Raw genomic sequence first — 19,796 nt, forward strand, 5'->3', positions numbered from 1 at the left:
CGTCCTTAGGGAAGTACCCGGATGGTCAGCGACGCAGGTAAGCAGTGAAGTCGATATCGCTGGCCGAGAGAATGGCTTGTACCCGGTTGTGCACGTTGAGCTTGCGCAGGATCGCAGAGACGTGGGCCTTCACGGTGGTCTCGGCGATGTCCAGGTTGTAGGCGATCTGCTTGTTCGACTCGCCCTTGGTCATCCGCTCCAGCACCAGCAACTGCTTGCGGGTCAGGGCCTGCAGCAGTTCGGGCGGGATACTGGCTTCATCATGGTGGCGGCGCGGCGAGGCCTTCTGCGTGCGGATGATGTCCGAAGGCAGGTAGACGTTACCGTTGAGGATCTGCTCGATGGCATCGGTCATCTGCGCGCGGGGCGAAGACTTGGTGATGAAACCCACCGCGCCATAGGTGATCGCCTGCAGCACCACCTGTTTGTCCTGCTCGGCGGAGACGATCACCACCGGCACGGTCGGTGCCTCGTTACGCAGGTTGATCAGCCCGTTCAGGCCGTGCATGCCCGGCATGTTCAGGTCGAGAAGAATCAGGTCCAGGTCGTCGTGCTCCTGGGTCAGCGCCAGCGCGCTGTCCAGGTCGGCGGTCTCCATCACTTCGCTTTCCGGAAAACCATCGCTGATGACGTTATGGATGGCTTCGCGGAAGAGCGGGTGGTCATCGGCAATCAGAATCTTGTACACGGCCTTTCACCTCGTTTTTCTCATTATGGTGCGGCATGCCCGACCTTGCCGGGTCAGGGGAATGGCAAGGGATGGGCGGGCTGCAAGGGAAGCCCGGCCTGTTCCCAGGCATCGATGCCGTCACGGTACCAGTAGAGGTTGGTGTAGCCCAGCGCGGCAGCGCGCTTCACGGCGTTCCAGCTCAACCAGCAATCGGAGCGGCAGTAGAACACCAGAGGGCGGTCGCTGCGGCCCTGGCTGGCCTGTCGCAGATGGCGGCTGAAGTAACCCAGCCATTCGGCACTGAGTTCGCCATCGCCAGTGTTGGCCAGCCAGAGGCTGCCAGGCAGGTTGGCGTGGGGTTCGTCTTCGATGAAGTTCCCTTGCAGCCACTGGCGGCGGTAGACGTCCACCAGCAGGGTATCGGGCTGCGCCTTCAACTGGGCCTGGAGCTGGGCGGTATCCAGGGTGCGGGCGGATTCGGCGCTCGCTGGGGTAGGGCTGCGGTAGCGGGTCAGGCGGTAGCCGTCCGCAGAGAACAGGGGGATGTCGGCTGCTTCACTGGCGATCGCGGGCAGCGCAAGGACAACGCAGGCAAAGCAGGTGAGTAGGCGCTTCATGGCGGACGCTCTGTTCTTTTTATGCAGCCATTACAGGCCAGCGCCGCTGCTTTGGGAATTCGACGTTAAGAGGGGGCAACCGGTACCAAAGTAGTAGATAGCCCCGGCCGGAGCCGAATCGGCAGGGGCAGTCCGCTCACTGGAAGGTCGGTGTGGAAAGATCGGCCTTCGCCGACAGCAGCACGCCACGATCCACGTCGAAGGACAGCTGGAAGGTGGCCAGCACCGGCAGCGCGTTGCTGATCGCACTGACGTTCAGCGGCGTGATGGGAAAGGTCAGTTCCACCAGGTCGGTGGAGCGCAACTCACGCACCACGCGGTTTTCGCCATGGGCGAAGTAGGCGGTGCGGGTCTTGCGGCTGATGCCGACCACCGCAATGAAGTCGATCAGCAGGATCACCCCCGGCGGCCCGGCGAGGTCCGGATCGCTGAACGTGGTGCTGTTGATGCGTGCCACACCCTTGAGCGGGATTTCGTCCAGGGGTGTGCTCAGGGTGCCGGCGATGGGAACCAGTAGCTGCGCGGCTCGGCGTGGGAACAGCGTCAACGCGGTGGCCGTGCCCGAGGCCGCGATGGCCAGCAGGCTGGCGGCTCCCAGCAGCGCGGACGGAAAATGCCTTCGGGCAACATTCATCTCGGTCTCCTCGACCCTCAGGGGGTCGCCAGGGCGGGACGTTCCGCGCCTTGTGCGGGCAGCGTCGCGCTGGGTTGTTCGAGATAGCGGATCAGGGCTTCGACGTCCTGGTCGCCCAGGCCCAGGTTGGGCATTTGCACCTGGTTGAAACGGGCGAAGAGTTCCACGGCAATGGGGTCCTTCTGCGCCATCATTCGCTCGGGTGCCTTGATGAAGCGCTGTAGCCATTCCCGGCTGCGACGCTCGGTGACGCCTTGCAGGTCCGGCCCCAAGGCGTCGCCCTGGCCAACGCTGTGGCAGGCGGTGCAGGCCTTCTGGAACAGGTAGCGACCGGCATCGAGGCCTTCGATGGCTGGCACGCTGGCGTAGTCCTCGCCCGTAACGCCGCGCTGCCGCTGCCACCCCAGCAGGAACGAGCTGAGCTTGCTGGCCAGGAAGGCCGGGTTATCCATGGTGGACTGGCGCATCCATTGCCCCGTGGGCTCGTTACCCACCATCAGGCTGGCGAGGTGCTTGTCGTCCGCCTCGGCATCGGTGACCGACCACAGCCCCAGTTTTCGTTGCGCCAGGGCGACATCATCGGGTGCGCCGGTGAGGAACAGCCAGTCGGGCGGTGCGTGGAACTTCTCGGCGTAGGCCTTCAGCACCTCCGGCGTGTCGTGAATCGGGTCGATACTGATGGAGTAGAAGTGGATTTCGCGGCCTGCCTGATCGCCCAGCAGCTTCTGCACGCGCACCAGGTTGGCCGTGCTGAGCGGGCAGGTGGCCGAGCACTGGGTGAAGATCATGTTCACGGCCACCGCCTTGCCCTTGAGCAAATCCCGGTACAGATGCACGGTCTCGCCGTACTGGTTGACCAGCGGGACGTCGGGGAAATACCCCGGCCCCCACGGCTGGGCGGCCAGCGACGAACCGCCGGCCGCCATCAACCAGATGGCCAGCCCGAGTGCGACGCGCAAGCCGGTCATGCCGCCTCCTACTTGAACGCGGTCCGCAGGATCTCGGTCGGCGACACGAAGGTGACGCCCTGGGGCGTCGGGATCGGCGTCGGCAGAGGCCGCAGGAAGGCGCCGCCGAGGTTGTCGATTTCCCAGCGCATCAGCATGGCGTTGTCTTCGTGGGTGGTGTTATGGCAGTGCTCCATGAACATCCCGCCGAAGTCCCTGAACTGCAGGCTGATGGTGACACTGCCGCCCGGATGCAGGCGATACACGTCCTTGCGCCCGCGCTCCCATGCCGGCACGTTGCTCGCCTTGCCGTCGCGGGCCAGGATCTGGCCTTCCTCGAAGTGAATGTGGATGGGGTGGTCCCACCCGCCACCGCCGTTTTTCAGCGTCCAGATTTCACGGGTGCCAAAGCGTGGCCCGGCCGAGACGCGGCCGAAGTCTGCAGCGAGCGTGTCGGCGCCGTCGGTCTTGATGCCCCATGGGCCGAAGAAGCTGGATATCGGGTCGCTGGTGGTCTGCTTGGCGCCCCGACCGAACTCGAAGGTGCGCTGGGCGGCAACCGGAATCTTCGACAGGTCCGGGTTCGGGCAAAGCACCGCCGGCACCTGGCTCTTGTCCGGTCTCGCCGGATCACGAACGATGCGGAACTCGAGGAAACGGCCGACGCAGGGGTCTTCGGAGTTGCCGTTCTGGGCATCGCGCAGGGAAAGGTCTTCCTTCGGTCGCCGGCCATTCTCGTGTTCAGCGAGATTCACCATCCAGACCTTGTCGCCAATCTTGTAGCGCGAGAAGTCGATGACGATGTCATAGCGCTCGGCGATCCCCATTTCGTCCAGCGTGGTCAGCACGACGGGCGAGGGCAGCAGGTTGCCGTCGTTGCCAATCTGGATCATCGGCGAGGCATCGCTCAGGGAAATCTTGAAGAAGCGCGCGACCGCGGCATTGAGGATGCGGAACCGGTACTTGCGCCGCTCGACCTCGAAGAACGGCTTGTAGACCAGGTTCACGGTCATCACGTCGCCGAGGAAACCATCGAAATCGAAGATGTCCATCGCCAGTTGCCCATCCTGGTCCCAGGCCTTGTCGGCGATCATCAGGTTCACGTCGTAATCGAGGTTGGCGTAGGACTTGGCCGAACCGCTGGGCAGGCGCAGGTTCACTCCGTCGATGATCTCTTCGTTGCCGCGGTCGAGGGAGCTGTAGAGGTTGAACATCCCGGCGTTGCCCTTGTACACGTTCTGCGACGTGTAGCTGAACATGTGGTCATGGAACCAGTGGGTGCTCATGGTCTCCCGGTAGTCTCCGGGATACGGAACGATGCCTCCGCCATCGCTGGGGGCGCCGCAACGGGGGTCCGTTCCATCCTTGTTGAAGCTGAAGTAGCCGCCGTGGCAGATGGGGTAGTGGTAGTCGTAGAACTGGCCAGGGAAGAAGTAAGCCCCGGTGAATCCGTCGTTCTCGGCACCGTGGTGGCCGTTGTGCTCGTGGGTGCTGAGGGTGTGGATGCCGAAACCGCCGTTGGCGGTCGGGTCCTCGGGCAAGCGGTTGTGGTGCCGGAAGATGATCGAGTCGTGGTAGCGGCCGATTAGCAGCTTGGGCGGCAAGGTGCCGTTGAAGGTCCACATCGCCAGCGGTCCCTGGTCAGGCAGGCCAGGGTGGAATGCCGGGCGCAGGTCCCGGGCTGGATCGATGCCCGAATTGAGGTTCGACGGCACCCCGGGGTTGTAGTTCTTGTTGACCTTGGCGCCTTCCTGGGTGACTTCGACGATGAACCTGGGCGGGAAAGTGTCCCATTGCTGGTGAGCCCAGATCGGTCCCGGCGGTCGCCCTTCGATGGGGCCGTAGCCACCCCCCAGCACCGCCGGCACCGGGCGCTGCGTGGTGTTCGCCTGCACCATGGGGTCCGGCCCGGGCACGCCAGGACTGGATGGGATCGGGTTTATCACACCGGTGTTCGGTATGAAGGGCTTGCGGGGCAGCACGTCGAAGCGCGGCATGGGCTGGGTGAATGCCTGGACGCCGAACAACGGGCTGGGTGGCAGGCCCGTCGGGATGTCGAATGAATCGGCGTAGGCGCTGCTGGTGAAGGGGCTCAATCCGTGGACTGGAAGCAGCAGTCCGCTGGAGGTGGCCAGGCCCCATTTGATGAAATCACGTCGCGTGACTTCGCCCTTGGCGAGAGCACTCGCCAATTCGGCAAAGTTCCTTCGAGCATTCTCCGCTTCCCTGAGTCGTGCCCTCGACACATCCCGTGGAAGGTACATCTGCCCCTCCTCATAGTGGCACCCCTGGAAGAGCCCCTGCGCAGGAACGGGATGCAGAGGCAAGGCTACCGGCCGCCGAGGCCCGGAAGTCGAAAGTACGTGGAATGAGCAGGGAGCTTTCGCGCGGCACGTCCCAAGGCTGGCCTCGCTTCCCGCAGGCCACTCTCATGGCTGAATGAGACAGCAGGACGTTTCTGTATCGCTTTCCAGTTTTCTTGAAACATCCTGTTACGAATAGGGGTGCTGTCAATCAGCCATCGTGCGCTTTCTCAGTCTCTTTAAGACTAAAGAAGTGCATTTCATTCCCACAGAGCACAGAGAAAAACTCCAGTGTTTCCCGAGCGTTACAGTGCCCCCTGGTAGGGCAGCTACCCGGCCTTGCGCAAGGCCGCATGCTGGGGGTTGAAACTCAACAGTGCGGCCATGGCGAAGGCCAGCGTCAGCACCAGGCAGATGGCAACCGCCAATGGGTTGAAGCGCTCGTAGAGGGCGAAGCGCACCATCTCGACCGCATGACTGAAGGGGTTGAGTGCGCAGAGCCAGTACAGCCATTCGCTGGCCTCACGCATCTTCCAGAGCGGATAGAGCGCCGACGACAGGAAGAACAGCGGAAAGATCACGAAATTCATCACGCCGGCGAAGTTTTCCAGCTGGCGAATGCCGTTTGAGAGCAGTAGTCCCAGGGCACTGAGCAGCAATGCCGCCAACAGCAACGCAGGCAACGCCGCGAGCAGGCCGAAGGCCGGCGGCTGCACCCCGTAGAGCCAGGCGATGGCGAGGAACGCATAGACCTGCAGCAGCGATACCAGCGATGTGGCCAGCAAGCGGGAAGCCAGGAGGAAGGGACGGGGCAGGGGGCTGGTGAGCAGCAGGCGCATGCTGCCCATCTCACGGTCGTAGACCATCGATAGCGAGCCCTGCATGCCGTTGAACAGCAGGATCATGCAGGCCAGGCCCGGAACTATGTAGGTTTCATAGGTGATGTAGGTGTCGTAGGGCTCGATGATGGCGATGCCCAGGGCCGCGCGGAAACCGGCGGCGAACACCAATAGCCAGAGCAGCGGGCGCACCAGGGCGCTGAGAAATCGGGTGCGCTGCAGCACGAAACGCAGCCACTCGCGCAGCAGGATGCCGCGCAGGCAATGCCAGTAGGGAGCGAACATCGTCATGCCTCCGGAGATGGGTTGGGTGCGCCGCAACGGTTTGCGTTCATGCACATGCAGTCAGCCGCTCGAACGCAGCGGCCAGGCCGCCTTCCTGCTGGGCGCCGAGGCTGGCGGCGTGATCATTGGCGATGATCCGCCCCTGGTTGAGTATCAGCAGCCGGTCCTCGGGTCGGACCTCATCCAACAGGTGAGTAGTCCAGAGCACGGCAACGCCTTGTTCGCGGCAGAGTTGCCGCGCGTGCCGGTTCAAGCCCTCGCGGCTGGCCGGGTCGAGGCCGGCGCTGGCTTCGTCCAGCAATAGCAGGCGTGGCTCGTGGAGCAGCGCGCGGGCGATCTCCACCCGCCGCCGGTGTCCTCCATTGAGCAGGCGCACACTGTCGTGCCGACGCGATCCCAATTGCTGGCGTTCCAGCTCCCGCTCGATGCGCTGCGTGGCCAGCTTGCCGGGCAAGCCATGGAGCGCAGCGTGGTAACGCAGGTTCTGTTCAACACTGAGGTCCAGGTCCAGCGTGCTCTGCTGGAACACCACCCCAAGTTGTGCAAGGGCCTTGCGCGGCTCCTGTCGCAGCGAATAGCCGCAGACGCGAATCTCGCCCTGGCGCAGGTCGTAGAGCCGGGTGAGCAGTGCGATCAGGGTGGATTTCCCCGCGCCATTGGGGCCGAGCAGGGCGGTGAAACTGCCTGATTCGAGGTGGAACCCGACCCTGTCCAGGGCACGGCGCGGACCGTAGGCAAAGGACAGGTCAAGCAGATCGAGCGCGTTCACGGGGTCACCACCACGCCCCAGGGGTAACGGCCGACCTTGATCGACTTGGTCACCTTCAGGCTGTCGACATCGATCACCGAGACGTCGCCGCTGATGCCGTTGGTGGCCAGCAGGCGCTTTTCGTCCGGGGTGAACGCCAGGTGCCAGACGCGGCGTCCCACCAGCAGGTAGTCGAGGATTTCATAGGTGCCGGTATCGACCACCGCGATGTGGTTGGCCGGCCCCAGCGCGACAAAGGCGTACTTGCCGTCGCGAGTCAGCTTCACCCCAACCGGCTGCACCTTGTCCGGATGCACGCCCTTGATCTGGAACTTGAGCACCTTCTGCACCTGGCGGCTGGCGACGTCCACCACCGTGACGGTGCCGCCAATTTCGGCCGAGGCCCAGAGCTGCTTGCCGTCATGGGTGAACTCCACATGGCGCGGGCGCTGATCCACCAGGGTGTTGTCCACCAATTGCTGGGTAGCGGTGTCGATCCAGTGCAGCATGTTGGTGGTTTCGCTGGTGTTGATCGCCCATTTGCCATCCGGGCTCACCGCCATGCCTTCGGGCTCCACGCCCACGTCGATCTGCGCCAGTACCTGATCACTCTGGGTGTCGACCACGGTCACCAGGGCGTCGTCTTCGTTGGAGATGTACAGCCAGCGGTCGTTGGGATGAAGGGCGAACTGCTCGGGGTCGGCGCCGGAGGGAAGCTCCTTGATGATCTTGCGGGTGGCCAGGTCCATCACCTGCACCGTGTCGGAATCGCTGGCGCAGATGTACAGCAGCTTGTTGTCGCTGGACAGCAGCAGCCCACGGGGGCGCTTACCGACCTCCAGGCTCCCGGTGACCTCCAGGCTATCGAGGTCGATGATGCTGATGTTGTTGTCCTTTTCATTGGACACGTAAGCGGTGGCGGCCAGGGCCTGGCCGGCGAAGAGCACCAGGGCTGAGCCGATGGCAGCGGCAAGGGGAGCGGGCATGGCGAACTTCCTTCTTGTTGTGGTCAGTGCGCTGCGGCGAACTGGCGGCAGGTGCTTTCGGGACGGTCGAAGCCGAGACTGTCCAGCTCGCTGACCGGGTGCAGGAAACCCTCCTGGGGCGAGGTGCTGACCAGAGCGCGGGGATGCACGAGGGGAATGGGCTGGCGCAGTTGGCCGTCCCAGTCGCGGTAACTCAGCTTGCGGCCCTTGAAGCCATCCAGCGGCAGGTCGGCGGACAGGGCCAGCGTGCGGATGGCTCGAGCGTCGGCGTTCTTCAGGCGGGTCACGGCGCTGGCGATGCTTCGCACGGCGATCCAGGCGGCGAAATCGCGATCGTTCATCCAGCGCCCGGCCAGGGCTTCAAAGCGTTTCTGCAACTGCGCGGCGCCGTAGGTTTCCACCGTCTTGTGCCAGCCGGTGGGCGTCAGCCCCTGGGTGCCGGCCACCGGGCGCGGGTACCAGGTGTTGTAGGGCAGGTACTCGCCGAAATCGCCGCGCTCGTCTGCCACCAGCACCACGTCGTACTCGCTGGCCTGGGTGAACAGCGGCATCTCCGCCTGGGCGCTGCGGCGCTGGTCGTTATCGAAGGTCCAGGGTTTCTCTTCGACGATCTTCGCGCCAAAGCGTCCGGCGGAGCGATGGAGAGCGGCGGCGTAGGCCAGGTCGTCCAGCGTTTCGCCGGTCACCAGCAGCCAGCGCTGCCAACGGCGGGTGGCGAGGAACTGCGCCAGGGCGTCGGCCAGCATCGCGCGGTTGGGCAGGCTGTGCAGGAGGTTGCCGCGACACTGTTCGCCCCTCAGTTCGTCGCTGGCGCTGCCGGCGTTGAACAGCAGGCTGTCGGGGAACGCATCGGCCAGTTGCAGCAGCTCCTTCGCCGGGGCGTTGACCACGAACAGGCGAATGCCCTGTTCATGCAGTGCCCGCGCCTGGGTCAGCAACGCCTCGGGAGTGCCGGTGCGCACGGCGCTCAGCGCATAGCTCTGCTTGAGGAAGCGGCCGGTGCTGTTGCTGTCGATGATGGCGAGTTCGGCGCCGCGCAGGCCGGCATCTTCCGGTTCGGGAATCACATTGGACAGCAGCGGGCCGCGCGCGGGCTCCCAGGCCAGATAGCCGATGCGCACCTCCAGGCCGTCGTCTTCAGCGTGGACATGTGTCGCGACCAGGGCGGCGCTGGTCAGCGCCAGCAAGTAGGTTAGGCCGTGGAGCAGGTAATGGCGCATTTCATGGCTCCTCTGAACGTGGAGCCAGCATAGGAAGGGGGCAGGGTCTGGGAAATATGAAGAAAGTACCGGTCGGGCGGTACCAAGGTAGTAGAAGGCGGGCGGCGACGAGGCCCTAGGATGACCACACAAAAACCAGAAGGAAGCCGTCCAATGCGCATCCTCAAACACTTGCTGTTGCCTTTGCTGCTGATCCTCAGTCTGCTCGGCTTCGACCGCGTCGGCCCGGCCGGCTTCCACCAACAGGGCGGCGCTTCAGTGTTGCCGGTCATCTGGCTGAAGGATTGAAGCAGCCCGCTCCTCACCTTGTGGGGGCGAATTCATTCGCTTGGGGCGTAGGGCGCTTCTGATGCGTCAATGCTCACAGGTGATGGGTATCGCTGCGCTCCAGCGGAGCGCCGCCCGCCACATCCTACGGACTGATCCTGCGAATGGCCCATGAATTGGCGCTGCTGCGAATGCCCCGCCACCGTTTCCGACGGGGCTGCCGCCAGAGGCGGCGGAAGTGATCGCCACGAAGGTATTACCCAGTCGATACCAAGGTAGCAAGGTCAGCCAGGGGGCTTGGACCTAGCATGACGGACACAGGAACCTTCAAGAGGATTCCGCCATGCTCGTCATCAAGCATCTGCTGTTTCCGCTACTGGTACTCTGCTGCGTACTCGAGTTTGAACTTGCCAGGGCCTCCAGCGACCTGGCCGGCCAAAATCTTCCCTTGGCGCTGCACTCCAGAGCCAACTGAATAGCCCGACCTCTCTCGCTTTCACTGCACTCGCTCGCCGGCGAATGGCCTCCTGCCGTTCGCCGGCACGCTCGCGCGTGCCCGTTTGCATTGCCGCCTGCAGGTTTGCCTCCGCCCGCACTACTACCAAGGGAGGAGGGTCAAGCCACCAAAGCAGGATGGGGGTGTTATCGGGGGCTTCTTACCATTTCCTCACAGCGCCTCACCGGGGCGCCGCCTTGCACAGCTAATGAGGATGTACGTGATGAACAAGAACAGCGCACTGCGCGGCCTCGCATTCCTGGCCGGTCTGACCCTCAGCGGATTCGTCCTGGCCCACGGCGACGTGGTGCCCCAGGCAGTGAACACCGAAGGCCTGGAGCAGTTGGGCAAGGAGTGGCGCGAAGAAAACCCCTACCGCGCGCCCTATGCCCAGCATGACCTGGCGGTTGAGATCGGCTCCTCCGCCTACAACCAGAACTGCGCGCGCTGCCATGGCCTGGAAGCCAAATCCGGTGGTATCGCGCCCGACCTGCGTTTCCTGGAAACCGACGCCAGCGGCGATGAATGGTTCAAGGAACGCGTGATCAATGGCGCGGTGCGCGACGGGGCGGTGTACATGCCGAAGATGGCCGACTTCCTCAGTCAGGAAGCGCTCTGGGCCATCCGCACCTACCTGGAAAGCGTGCACGTGGACGAGTGATCGCCATGCGCCTGCTGGTTCTGCTGTGCTGGCTGCTGTGCCTGCCCCTGGCGCAGGCACAGGTGCGCCCCTATGACGATATCGTCGACTCGGGTGTGCTGCGGGTAGCCGTCTACGAGAACTTCGCGCCCTACAGCTTCAAGGAAGACGGCAAGGCGCGCGGGGTGGATATCGACCTTGCCAACGCCTTGGCCGAGGGGCTGGGGCTGAAGCTGGAACTGCTCTGGGTCACGCCGGGAGAGCGGCTGGATGATGACCTGCGCAACTTCATCTGGAAGGGGCACTACATGCGCCCCGGTGTGCTCGCCGATGTGATGCTGCGGGTGCCTTACGACCGCGACTACTCGCAGAAGCGCAATGACGTGGGCGAGTTGGCCAACGAGCAGGTGGTGATGTTCGGTCCGTACCAGCGCGAGCGCTGGCAGGTGGCCTACGACAGCCGGCGCCTGCCCGAGGTGCCAAGCATCGGGGTGTTCCAGTTCCATCCCATCGGTGTGGAGCTGGAAAGCGTGCCGTCCTTCTACCTCACCTCGGTGTTCGCCGGGCGCCTGTCGCGCAATACGCACCACTATCCGGGACCGGCGGCGGCCTTCGAAGGCATGCGCAAGGGTGAGGTGGACGCGGTGATGGCCCTGCGCGGGGAGCTGGACTGGCTGGAGCACCAGGCTCACGACCCGCAGATCCTCAACGCCGACAACACCTACCCCAACCTCGGCCAGCCCGAATGGGACATCGGCATGGCGGTGCACGAGAGCAATCGCCAGCTCGCCAACGCCGTAGAAGAAACCCTCGACGGCATGGTGCGTGACGGCCGCATGGAAAAGCTCTACGCCGCCTACGGCCTGCGCTACGAGTTGCCGGGGCTTTATCAGGACGTTCAATAGCCGGAGGTGCGGGATGCACAGGCGTTCGTTGCTGCTATTGGGATTGCTCGGGGCCAGCGCGCCGTTGCTGGGCGCTGGCCAGGACCCGGTGGAATCGGTCATGTGGGACTACTTCCACCAGCGGATTCTCGGTGGTCAGCCCTTCGTCCACGACCCCAAGGTGGTGCTGGAAGCGCCGCCCTTTGCCGAGGATTCGCGCCAGGTGCCGATCCAGGTGGACGCCCGCGCCTATGCAGGTCAGGTGGTGAAGATCATGGCCTGGGCCGAGCTCAACCCGATTCCGCAGATACTCATCTTCCAGCCCGGCGAGCGGGTGGCGCCGGTGCTGGCCATCCGCATTCGCGTCGAGCAGGCCACGCCGATCCGCGCTGCCGTGCTGACCCGCGACGGCCTCTGGCATATCGGCTCCACCCGCGTCGATGCGGCGGGCGGTGGCTGCACCGCGCCCAGTGTGGTGCGCGCCCAGGCTGGCTGGGAGGATCGCCTGGGCCAGGTCCGCGGCGGCCGTTTCCCCCATGGCGGCAGCAACCGCCTGCGCCTGCGCATCGACCACCCCATGGACAACGGCCTGGTCGGCGGCATCCCCGAGTTCTTCCTCAACCAGGCGGAATTGCGTGATGCTCGCGGCCAGGTCCTGGCCAGCCTCGAACTGTTCCCGGCGGTGAGCGAAAACCCCACCATCAGCCTGGACGTGCAGGGCAATGAGGAAGCCAGGCTGTGGTTGCGCGACAACAACGGCAACGAATTCGAGGCCAGTTTCTAAGGAGGGACCATGCGTCTGATCGCCCTATTACTGGCCTGCGTCGCCATCGCCGCCCAGGCTGAGCAGGACTACGCACTCAGCCCCAGGCAGATCGCCGAGGAGACCTGGCTGCTGGAAGGCAGCACCGACAACTTCGACAAGGCCAACGGCGGCAACATCGTCAACACCGGCTTCATCGTCACCGAGGCGGGTGTCGTGGTGATCGATACGGGGCCTTCCAGGGCTTATGGCGAGGCCATGCGCCGGGCCATCAAGGCGGTCACCGACCAGCCCGTGGCCCTGGTGCTGTTGACCCACCATCACCCGGATCACGTGCTGGGCAATCAGGCCTTCAGCGATGTGCCCATCGCCGCGCTGGCTGGCACCCGCAAGTTGCTCGACGAGCAGGGCAACGCCATGGCGGAAAACATGTACCGCCTGGTAGGGGACTGGATGCGCGGCACCGAAGTTGTCCTGCCGACCGAAACGCTGGAGCCCGGCGGGCGTGAGGTCGGCGGTCACCGGTTGAGACTGCTGGCCTTGCGCGGCCACACCGGTGCCGACCTCGCCGTGCTGGATGAACGCACCGGCGTGCTGTTCGCCGGCGACCTGGTGTTCTACCAGCGCGCCCTGACCACGCCTAATAGTCCAGGCCTGGATGCCTGGCAGGCGGATATCGACACGCTGGAGGCGCAGCCCTGGAAAGTCCTGGTGCCCGGCCACGGTCCTGTCAGTCAGGACAAGGCACCGTTCGCGCAGATGCGTGACTACCTGGGCTGGCTGGATGGGTTGTTGAAAGAGGCGGCGGGGAAGGGCGAGGAGATGAACGAGGTGATCCGCACACCCATCCCCCAGCGTTTTGCGTCAGTGAACCTGAGCCGCTACGAGCTGATCCGCACCGTCAGCCACCTGTACCCGAAGTACGAAGTGGCGCGGATGCCGAGGGTGGATAGCACAGCGGAAGGCTCCCCGTAGGATGTGGTGGAGCGAAGCGATACCCATCGATCACGGCTGATGGGTATCGCAAGCTCCACCCATCCTACAAAGGCAACCAGATAGCCGTGCGCGGTACTACACCAGCTCCGCGTGCTTCAGCTCGCTCTTCAGGTAGGCGTAGTAGATGGGCGCCGCCACCAGTCCCTGCAGGCCGAAGATCGCCTCGAACGCGAGCATGGCGAGCAACAGCTCCCAGGCCCTGGCGCTGATCTGGCCGCCGACGATGCGGGCGTTGAGGAAGTACTCCAGCTTGTGGATGGCGATCAGGTAACCCAGCGCGCCGACTGCTACCCAGAGCGATACCGAGAATCCGGCGATGAAGATCAGGGTGTTGGACATCAGGTTGCCGATCACCGGCAAGAGGCCAAGCAGGAAGGTCAGCAGGATCAGGACCTTGGTCAGTGGCATATGGATGTCCATCAGCGGCAGCACTACCGCCAGGAAGATGCCGGTGAGGGTGGTGTTGACCAGGGAAATCTTGATTTGCGCGAAGACGATGTTGCGGAACGCGGTGACCAGCAGGGCCATGCGCTCCAGCAGCAGGCGGCTGAGCGGACGCAAGGTCTCGAAATTGGGGATGGGCTGCAGCGCGATGATGGCGCCGAGGATCATGCCGATCAGCATGGTCACGAAGGTATGCGCCGCGCCTTTGCCCAACAGTTGCAGCTGCCCGACATGAGCGCGCAGCCAATCCATCAGTTCGCGGCGCAGGTCGTCGGCGCTGGCTGGCAGGTAGTTCTCGACGGACGCCGGCAGTTGTGCTCGGGCCTGTTCGGTGAGGGTGATGAACTTCTCCAGCAACTGGCCGGGGTTGTGCACTTCCTGCGTCACCACGCCGGCGATCCAGACGAAGAACAGTGACAACAGGCTCACCACCAGGGTGCCCAGCAAGGCCACCGCCAGCCAACGGGCGCGGCGGCCGCCGGGAATCACGGGCTGCAGGCGCGGCGCCAGGCTGATGACCAGTTCATAGACCAGCAACCCCGACAGCAGGGAAGGCAGGAGCCGGAAGGGCAGTACCAGCAGCAGGCCGAGGAGAACGATGGCCCAGCTGGCCAGGAGCAGTTGACGATCACTGAAGACTTGCATAGGTCCCGGGGTATTGGAGTGCAAAGCAGGGGCGGCAGTCTGCCAGTGGTAGACGCCGCAGCACAATCGGCAGCTGAAGTATGCGAGGGATTGTCGGTATTGCTACCAACGGAGTAGGAAAATCAGCACTGCGTCCAATTGTTGGCCTGGCGCGGCAAACCAAGAATTTGCGGCAGACCGGGAAACTTTCCCGGATCACAACAACAAGCCCGCAGAGGTAGCCGTCAATGAAGCTCGCCACACTCAAACCGCCTTTTGCCCGGACGCTGCTCGGCGTCGCGCTGGTGCTGTCCAGTAGCCTGGCGCTGGCCGGTGTCACCGACCAGGAAATCCTCGATGACGCCAAATCCACCGACCAGGTAGTGACCAACGGCCTGGGCCTGCAAGGCCAGCGCTACAGCACCCTGGAAGCCCTCAACAGCGACAACGTGCAGCAACTGCGCCCGGTGTGGGCACTGTCCTTCGGCGGTGAGAAGCAGCGAGGCCAGCAGGCCCAGCCGCTGGTGAAGGATGGCGTGATGTACGTCACCGGCTCCTACTCGCGGGTCTTCGCCGTTGACGCGCGCACCGGCAAGAAGCTCTGGCAATACGATGCCCGCCTGCCGGACGGCATCATGCCTTGCTGTGACGTGATCAACCGTGGCGTGGCCCTGTACGACGACCTGGTGATCTTCGGCACCCTCGACGCCAAGCTGGTGGCCCTGAACAAGGACACCGGCAAGGTGGTCTGGCGCAAGACCGTGGCCGATTACAAGGCCGGCTACTCGATTTCCGCCGCCCCGCTGGTGGTCAAGGGCAAGCTGATCACCGGCGTCGCCGGTGGCGAGTTCGGCGTGGTGGGCAAGGTCGAAGCCTACAACCCGAAAAACGGTGAGCTGCTGTGGAGCCGTCCGACTGTGGAAGGCCACATGGGCTACGTCTACAAGGACGGCAAGAAGGTCGAGAGCGGCATTTCCGGCGGTGAAGCCGGCAAGACCTGGCCCGGCGACCTGTGGAAGACCGGCGGTGCCGCGCCTTGGCTGGGTGGCTATTACGACCCGGACACCGACACCCTGCTGATCGGCACCGGCAACCCCTCTCCGTGGAACTCCCACCTGCGTCCGGGCGACAACCTCTACTCCTCCTCGCGCCTGGCCCTGAATCCGGAAGACGGCTCCATCAAGTGGCACTTCCAGACCACGCCGCACGACGGCTGGGACTTCGACGGCGTCAACGAGTTGGTGTCCTTCGACTACAAGGATGGCGGCAAGACCGTGCAGGCCGCTGCCACCGCCGACCGTAACGGCTTCTTCTACGTACTCGATCGCACCAACGGCAAGTTCATCCGTGGCTTCCCCTTCGTCGACACCGTGACCTGGGCCAAGGGCCTGGACAAGGAAGGCCGTCCGATCTACGACGACGCCAAGCGTCCGGGCGCGCCGGCTACCGATGGCAAGCACGGCAGCTCGGTGTTCGTCGCACCGTCCTTCCTCGGTGGCAAGAACTGGATGCCCATGGCCTACAGCCAGGACACCGGCCTGTTCTACGTGCCCTCCAACGAGTGGGGCATGGACATGTGGAACGAGAACATCTCCTACAAGAAGGGGGCGGCCTACCTGGGTGCCGGTTTCACCATCAAACCGCTGAACGAGGATTTCATTGGCGTGCTGCGCGCCATCGATCCGAAGTCCGGCAAGGAAGTCTGGCGCTACAAGAACTATGCGCCGCTCTGGGGCGGTGTGCTGGCGACCAAGGGCAACCTGGTGTTCACCGGCAACCCCGAGGGCTACCTGATGGCCTTCGACGCCAAGACTGGCAAGAAACTCTATGAGTTCAACACGGGCTCCGGCGTGATTGGTTCGCCCATCACTTGGGAAATGGATGGCGAGCAGTACGTCTCCGTGCTGTCCGGCTGGGGTGGCGCGGTACCGCTCTGGGGTGGCGAGGTGGCCAAACGCATCAAGGACCTGAACCAGGGCGGCATGCTCTGGACCTTCAAACTGCCGAAGGCAGAAGCCGTAGCCAAGCGCTGATGCGCTGCAAGGCCCGCCTCGGCGGGCCTTGTTCATTCATGTGGGAGCGAATTCATTCGCGAATGAATTCGCTCCCACATGGATTTACACCGTGCGTTCTACGACCAAGGAACCATGTCGCCTGATGGCGATTCGCCGCTTAATACCCGAAAACAATGACAACAAAGGGATGAGCGATGCGCTACTGCCTGATCCACAGCTTCTTGATCCTCGTCATCGCCGGCGACTTGGCTTTGACGGGCCTGCCGCCCTGGCTCGGCGTCCTCGTGTTGCTGCCGCTGCCCTGGCTGTTCCGGCAGAAGCGGCAGGAGCAGACAACGGTAGAAGAGGCGGCCGACCTGTCCCGACTGACCCGCGACCTGTCCCGCAGTACCAGCCATAACGCCCTGTCCGCCGCCGGCGTCGCCTGGTCGGTGGATCGTCTGGCCGATCGCCTCAAGTCCCAGCTGCAGGCCGCCGAACGCATTGTCAGTAGCGCCGAGGTGATGATCGCTACCGAGGCGGCCACGTCCGAACTCAGTCAGCAGGCATTCGCTGCTGCCCACGATGTGCGCCAGAGCGGAGATGAGGGGCGTGAAGTGTTGCAGCAGGCCATCGAACTCATGCAGCAACTGAGTCTCCGGGCCGGTGCCAGCCGCGAGTTGATCGCCACGCTCAGCCAACGCAGCGAGGAAATCCAGCAGGTTGCCCAGGTCATCCAGTCCATCGCCAGCCAGACCAACCTGCTGGCACTGAACGCCGCTATCGAGGCGGCGCGGGCCGGCGAGCATGGTCGTGGTTTTGCTGTCGTGGCGGATGAGGTGCGCGGTCTGGCTGGGCGCACGGCCAGTGCCACGGGCGAAGTCGGGCAGATGGTGGCCGACATCCAGCGTCAGACTGCGCTGGTGGTGGAACAGATCCAGCAGCTCTCCACTGACCTGGAGGCCGGTGTCGGTCAGGTCGAGCTGACCGGCCGCCAGTTGGAGAAGATCGCCGGACTGGCTGCGGCGGTGGAAGGGCAGGTGGACGAAATCGCCCGTGGCGCCCGGACCAACCGCGATCAGCTTGCCGGATTGTTCGACGCGGTGGGGCAGATGCGCCGTGACCTTGGTGACAGCGATGAACAGACCCGCCGCCTGGCCGGGGCCGCCAGCCAGCTGGAAGGGCAGGCCGAAACCATCAGCGAGCGCCTGGCCGAAGTAGGGCTGGATGACTACCACCAGCGTATCTACGACCTGGCCCGCGACGGCGCGACTGCCATCGCCGCGCGCTTCGAACGTGACGTGAAGGAAGGGCGCGTCAGTCTCGACGACCTCTTCGACCGCCGCTTCCAGGTGGTGCCCGGTACCTACCCGCAGAAATACAGCTCGCGTTTCGACCGCTACACCGACCAGGTCCTGCCGGACATTCAGGAGCCGCTGCTCAAACAGCACGAGGGGCTGGTGTTCGCCATCGCCTGCACTCAGGAAGGCTATGTACCGACCCACAACAAGGCCTTCAGCCAGGCACCCACCGGCGACCCCGAGCAGGACATGGCCCGCAGCCGCAGCAAGCGCATGTTCAACGACCGCACCGGCCTGCGCTGCGGCAGCCACCAGCAGCCGTTGCTGCTGCAGACCTACACCCGTGATACGGGCGAGCTGATGCACGATCTCTCGGTGCCGATCATCGTCCAGGGGCGGCACTGGGGCGGGCTTCGCCTGGGCTATCGACCTGAGCAGGTGGCGACGCCGAATTCGGGGAGGAAGGCTCTGGCGCGGGCCTGAGCGCCCGCCAATTACTACCAAATGACGAGGGCGTCTCTCCCATGGGCGCATACCGGGGCTGGGCAACGGCTGACTAAGATCGGTCCACAGCTTGCCCAACCGGGCAGGTACCGACCAGAGAGAGCAACGCCATGATCTACGCACAACCAGGCACTCCGGGCGCCGTCGTCACCTTCAAGCCGCGTTACGGCAACTACATCGGCGGCGAATTCGTCGCGCCGATCGGTGGCCAGTACTTCACCAACACCTCGCCAGTAAACGGCGACGTGATTGCCGAGTTCCCCCGTTCCGGCGCCGAAGACATCGAGAAAGCCCTGGACGCCGCCCATGCCGCAGCTGATGCCTGGGGCCGCACCTCGGTGCAGGACCGCGCCCTGATCCTGCTGAAGATCGCCGACCGCATCGAACAGAATCTGGAAGTCCTGGCCGTCACCGAAACCTGGGACAACGGCAAGGCCGTGCGCGAAACCCTGAATGCCGACGTGCCGCTGGCCGCCGACCACTTCCGCTATTTCGCCGGCTGCATCCGCGCTCAGGAAGGCGGCGCCGCCGAGATCAACGAGAACACCGTCGCCTACCACATCCACGAGCCGCTGGGCGTGGTCGGCCAGATCATTCCGTGGAACTTCCCGCTGCTGATGGCCGCCTGGAAGCTGGCCCCGGCCCTCGCCGCCGGTAACTGCGTGGTGCTCAAGCCTGCCGAGCAGACCCCGTTGTCGATCATGGTGCTGGCGGAAATCATTGGTGACCTGCTGCCCCCGGGCGTGCTGAATATCGTCCAGGGTTTTGGCAAGGAAGCGGGCGAAGCCCTGGCCACCAGCAAGCGCATCGCCAAGATCGCCTTCACCGGCTCCACCCCAGTGGGTTCGCACATCCTCAAGTGCGCCGCCGAGAACATCATTCCCTCCACCGTGGAGCTGGGCGGCAAGAGCCCGAACATCTACTTCGAGGACATCATGCAGGCCGAGCCGGCCTTCATCGAAAAGGCTGCCGAAGGCCTGGTGCTGGCCTTCTTCAACCAGGGTGAAGTCTGCACCTGCCCGTCCCGCGCGCTGGTGCAGGAATCCATCTACCCGGCATTCATCGCCGAGGTGATGAAGAAGGTGCAGAAGATCAAGCGTGGCGACCCGCTGGACACCGACACCATGGTCGGCGCCCAGGCGTCGCAGCAGCAGTTCGAGAAGATTCTCTCCTACCTCGACATCGCCCAGCAGGAAGGTGCCGAGCTGCTGGCCGGTGGCGCTGCCGAGAAGCTCGAAGGCGACCTTGCCAGCGGCTACTACATCCAGCCGACCCTGCTGAAGGGCCACAACAAGATGCGCGTGTTCCAGGAGGAAATCTTCGGCCCGGTGGTGGGTGTCACCACCTTCAAGGACGAAGCCGAAGCCCTGGCGATCGCCAACGACACCGAGTTCGGCCTGGGTGCCGGTCTGTGGACCCGCGACATCAACCGCGCCTACCGCATGGGCCGTGGCATCAAGGCCGGCCGCGTGTGGACCAACTGCTACCACCTGTACCCGGCGCACGCCGCGTTCGGGGGCTACAAGAAGTCCGGCGTCGGCCGCGAAACCCACAAGATGATGCTCGACCACTACCAGCAGACCAAGAACCTGCTGGTGAGCTACGACATCAACCCGCTGGGCTTCTTCTGATCC

General features: G+C 64.2%; 19 protein-coding genes. 9 read left to right on the forward strand and 10 right to left on the reverse strand.

Annotated elements, in window-relative coordinates; translation table 11 throughout:
* Window positions 1-25 precede the first annotated feature (25 nt).
* The 9 genes from E8E95_RS11975 to E8E95_RS12015 all read right to left on the reverse strand — a co-directional run bounded on the left by E8E95_RS11975 (window position 26) and on the right by E8E95_RS12015 (window position 9,249).
* Complete coding sequence (locus tag E8E95_RS11975; RefSeq protein ID WP_179058335.1) at window positions 26-688, reverse strand: response regulator transcription factor; 663 nt, start codon at window positions 686-688, stop codon at window positions 26-28.
* A gap of 53 nt (window positions 689-741) precedes the next feature.
* A complete protein-coding gene (locus E8E95_RS11980; RefSeq protein WP_280350314.1) occupies window positions 742-1,287 on the reverse strand; it encodes a PQQ-dependent catabolism-associated CXXCW motif protein in 546 nt (181 codons plus the stop codon).
* A gap of 136 nt (window positions 1,288-1,423) precedes the next feature.
* Window positions 1,424-1,921 carry a hypothetical protein gene (locus E8E95_RS11985; protein ID WP_280350316.1) on the reverse strand — a complete coding sequence of 166 codons (498 nt, stop codon included), beginning with the start codon at window positions 1,919-1,921 and terminating at the stop codon, window positions 1,424-1,426.
* A 17-nt stretch (window positions 1,922-1,938) separates the two neighbouring features.
* On the reverse strand, window positions 1,939-2,889 hold the full coding sequence (locus E8E95_RS11990) for an SCO family protein (RefSeq protein ID WP_280350319.1): 951 nt from the start codon (window positions 2,887-2,889) through the stop codon (window positions 1,939-1,941).
* An 8-nt stretch (window positions 2,890-2,897) separates the two neighbouring features.
* The gene (locus E8E95_RS11995) at window positions 2,898-5,060 is read right to left on the reverse strand and encodes a multicopper oxidase domain-containing protein (RefSeq protein WP_280350321.1); all 2,163 of its coding nucleotides are present in this window, start codon (window positions 5,058-5,060) and stop codon (window positions 2,898-2,900) included.
* A gap of 440 nt (window positions 5,061-5,500) precedes the next feature.
* Window positions 5,501-6,295 (reverse strand): ABC transporter permease, encoded by a 795-nt coding sequence (locus E8E95_RS12000; RefSeq protein ID WP_280350323.1) that lies wholly within the window; start codon window positions 6,293-6,295, stop codon window positions 5,501-5,503.
* Between the two features lie 46 nt (window positions 6,296-6,341).
* Window positions 6,342-7,064 (reverse strand): ABC transporter ATP-binding protein, encoded by a 723-nt coding sequence (locus E8E95_RS12005; RefSeq protein WP_280350325.1) that lies wholly within the window; start codon window positions 7,062-7,064, stop codon window positions 6,342-6,344.
* Complete coding sequence (locus tag E8E95_RS12010; protein ID WP_280350327.1) at window positions 7,061-8,029, reverse strand: YVTN family beta-propeller repeat protein; 969 nt, start codon at window positions 8,027-8,029, stop codon at window positions 7,061-7,063. Before E8E95_RS12010 ends, E8E95_RS12005 begins: the two co-directional genes overlap by 4 nt.
* Window positions 8,030-8,052: 23 nt before the next feature.
* The gene (locus E8E95_RS12015) at window positions 8,053-9,249 is read right to left on the reverse strand and encodes an ABC transporter substrate-binding protein (protein ID WP_280350329.1); all 1,197 of its coding nucleotides are present in this window, start codon (window positions 9,247-9,249) and stop codon (window positions 8,053-8,055) included.
* Window positions 9,250-9,402: 153 nt separating this feature from the next.
* On the opposite strand from E8E95_RS12015, the gene E8E95_RS12020 reads away from it, so the two are divergent.
* From E8E95_RS12020 to E8E95_RS12045, 6 genes are all read left to right on the forward strand, one after another.
* Window positions 9,403-9,537 carry a hypothetical protein gene (locus E8E95_RS12020; protein WP_280350331.1) on the forward strand — a complete coding sequence of 45 codons (135 nt, stop codon included), beginning with the start codon at window positions 9,403-9,405 and terminating at the stop codon, window positions 9,535-9,537.
* A 322-nt stretch (window positions 9,538-9,859) separates the two neighbouring features.
* Complete coding sequence (locus E8E95_RS12025; protein ID WP_280350333.1) at window positions 9,860-9,991, forward strand: hypothetical protein; 132 nt, start codon at window positions 9,860-9,862, stop codon at window positions 9,989-9,991.
* A gap of 244 nt (window positions 9,992-10,235) precedes the next feature.
* Complete coding sequence (gene pedF / locus E8E95_RS12030; RefSeq protein ID WP_280350335.1) at window positions 10,236-10,673, forward strand: cytochrome c-550 PedF; 438 nt, start codon at window positions 10,236-10,238, stop codon at window positions 10,671-10,673.
* 5 nt (window positions 10,674-10,678) lie between these two features.
* Complete coding sequence (locus tag E8E95_RS12035) at window positions 10,679-11,557, forward strand: transporter substrate-binding domain-containing protein (protein ID WP_280350337.1); 879 nt, start codon at window positions 10,679-10,681, stop codon at window positions 11,555-11,557.
* Window positions 11,558-11,570: 13 nt separating this feature from the next.
* Entirely contained in the window at window positions 11,571-12,320 is a 750-nt protein-coding gene (locus E8E95_RS12040; RefSeq protein ID WP_280350339.1) for a quinoprotein dehydrogenase-associated SoxYZ-like carrier, read from the forward strand.
* Between the two features lie 9 nt (window positions 12,321-12,329).
* The gene (locus tag E8E95_RS12045) at window positions 12,330-13,274 is read left to right on the forward strand and encodes a quinoprotein relay system zinc metallohydrolase 1 (protein ID WP_280350341.1); all 945 of its coding nucleotides are present in this window, start codon (window positions 12,330-12,332) and stop codon (window positions 13,272-13,274) included.
* 96 nt (window positions 13,275-13,370) lie between these two features.
* Here the strand turns inward: E8E95_RS12045 and E8E95_RS12050 are convergent, their stop codons facing one another.
* A complete protein-coding gene (locus E8E95_RS12050; RefSeq protein ID WP_280350343.1) occupies window positions 13,371-14,384 on the reverse strand; it encodes a hypothetical protein in 1,014 nt (337 codons plus the stop codon).
* A 227-nt stretch (window positions 14,385-14,611) separates the two neighbouring features.
* On the opposite strand from E8E95_RS12050, the gene E8E95_RS12055 reads away from it, so the two are divergent.
* The 3 genes from E8E95_RS12055 (at window position 14,612) to E8E95_RS12065 (ending at window position 19,793) form a co-directional block, all read left to right on the forward strand.
* Window positions 14,612-16,396, forward strand: coding sequence for a PQQ-dependent methanol/ethanol family dehydrogenase (locus E8E95_RS12055; RefSeq protein ID WP_280350345.1), 1,785 nt, complete (start codon window positions 14,612-14,614; stop codon window positions 16,394-16,396).
* A gap of 176 nt (window positions 16,397-16,572) precedes the next feature.
* On the forward strand, window positions 16,573-18,141 hold the full coding sequence (locus tag E8E95_RS12060) for a methyl-accepting chemotaxis protein (RefSeq protein ID WP_280350347.1): 1,569 nt from the start codon (window positions 16,573-16,575) through the stop codon (window positions 18,139-18,141).
* A 131-nt stretch (window positions 18,142-18,272) separates the two neighbouring features.
* Window positions 18,273-19,793, forward strand: a complete 1,521-nt coding sequence (locus E8E95_RS12065; protein ID WP_280350349.1) for an aldehyde dehydrogenase family protein — start codon at window positions 18,273-18,275, stop codon at window positions 19,791-19,793.
* Window positions 19,794-19,796: the final 3 nt, after the last annotated feature.

The organism is Pseudomonas sp. BN414 (assembly GCF_029871275.1).
Lineage (GTDB): Bacteria > Pseudomonadota > Gammaproteobacteria > Pseudomonadales > Pseudomonadaceae > Metapseudomonas > Metapseudomonas resinovorans_C.

Bases quoted from the DNA above. Each gene is read 5' to 3' on its own strand.
- E8E95_RS12025 (WP_280350333.1), top strand. From the start codon at position 9,860: ATGCTCGTCATCAAGCATCTGCTGTTTCCGCTACTGGTACTCTGCTGC.
- E8E95_RS12020 (WP_280350331.1), top strand. From the start codon at position 9,403: ATGCGCATCCTCAAACACTTGCTGTTGCCTTTGCTGCTGATCCTCAGT.
- E8E95_RS12040 (WP_280350339.1), top strand. From the start codon at position 11,571: ATGCACAGGCGTTCGTTGCTGCTATTGGGATTGCTCGGGGCCAGCGCG.
- E8E95_RS12055 (WP_280350345.1), top strand. From the start codon at position 14,612: ATGAAGCTCGCCACACTCAAACCGCCTTTTGCCCGGACGCTGCTCGGC.
- E8E95_RS11985 (WP_280350316.1), bottom strand. From the start codon at position 1,921: ATGAATGTTGCCCGAAGGCATTTTCCGTCCGCGCTGCTGGGAGCCGCC.
- E8E95_RS12065 (WP_280350349.1), top strand. From the start codon at position 18,273: ATGATCTACGCACAACCAGGCACTCCGGGCGCCGTCGTCACCTTCAAG.
- E8E95_RS12060 (WP_280350347.1), top strand. From the start codon at position 16,573: ATGCGCTACTGCCTGATCCACAGCTTCTTGATCCTCGTCATCGCCGGC.
- E8E95_RS11990 (WP_280350319.1), bottom strand. From the start codon at position 2,889: ATGACCGGCTTGCGCGTCGCACTCGGGCTGGCCATCTGGTTGATGGCG.
- E8E95_RS12050 (WP_280350343.1), bottom strand. From the start codon at position 14,384: ATGCAAGTCTTCAGTGATCGTCAACTGCTCCTGGCCAGCTGGGCCATC.
- E8E95_RS12045 (WP_280350341.1), top strand. From the start codon at position 12,330: ATGCGTCTGATCGCCCTATTACTGGCCTGCGTCGCCATCGCCGCCCAG.
- E8E95_RS12035 (WP_280350337.1), top strand. From the start codon at position 10,679: ATGCGCCTGCTGGTTCTGCTGTGCTGGCTGCTGTGCCTGCCCCTGGCG.
- E8E95_RS12015 (WP_280350329.1), bottom strand. From the start codon at position 9,249: ATGCGCCATTACCTGCTCCACGGCCTAACCTACTTGCTGGCGCTGACC.
- E8E95_RS12010 (WP_280350327.1), bottom strand. From the start codon at position 8,029: ATGCCCGCTCCCCTTGCCGCTGCCATCGGCTCAGCCCTGGTGCTCTTC.
- pedF (WP_280350335.1), top strand. From the start codon at position 10,236: ATGAACAAGAACAGCGCACTGCGCGGCCTCGCATTCCTGGCCGGTCTG.
- E8E95_RS12000 (WP_280350323.1), bottom strand. From the start codon at position 6,295: ATGTTCGCTCCCTACTGGCATTGCCTGCGCGGCATCCTGCTGCGCGAG.
- E8E95_RS11980 (WP_280350314.1), bottom strand. From the start codon at position 1,287: ATGAAGCGCCTACTCACCTGCTTTGCCTGCGTTGTCCTTGCGCTGCCC.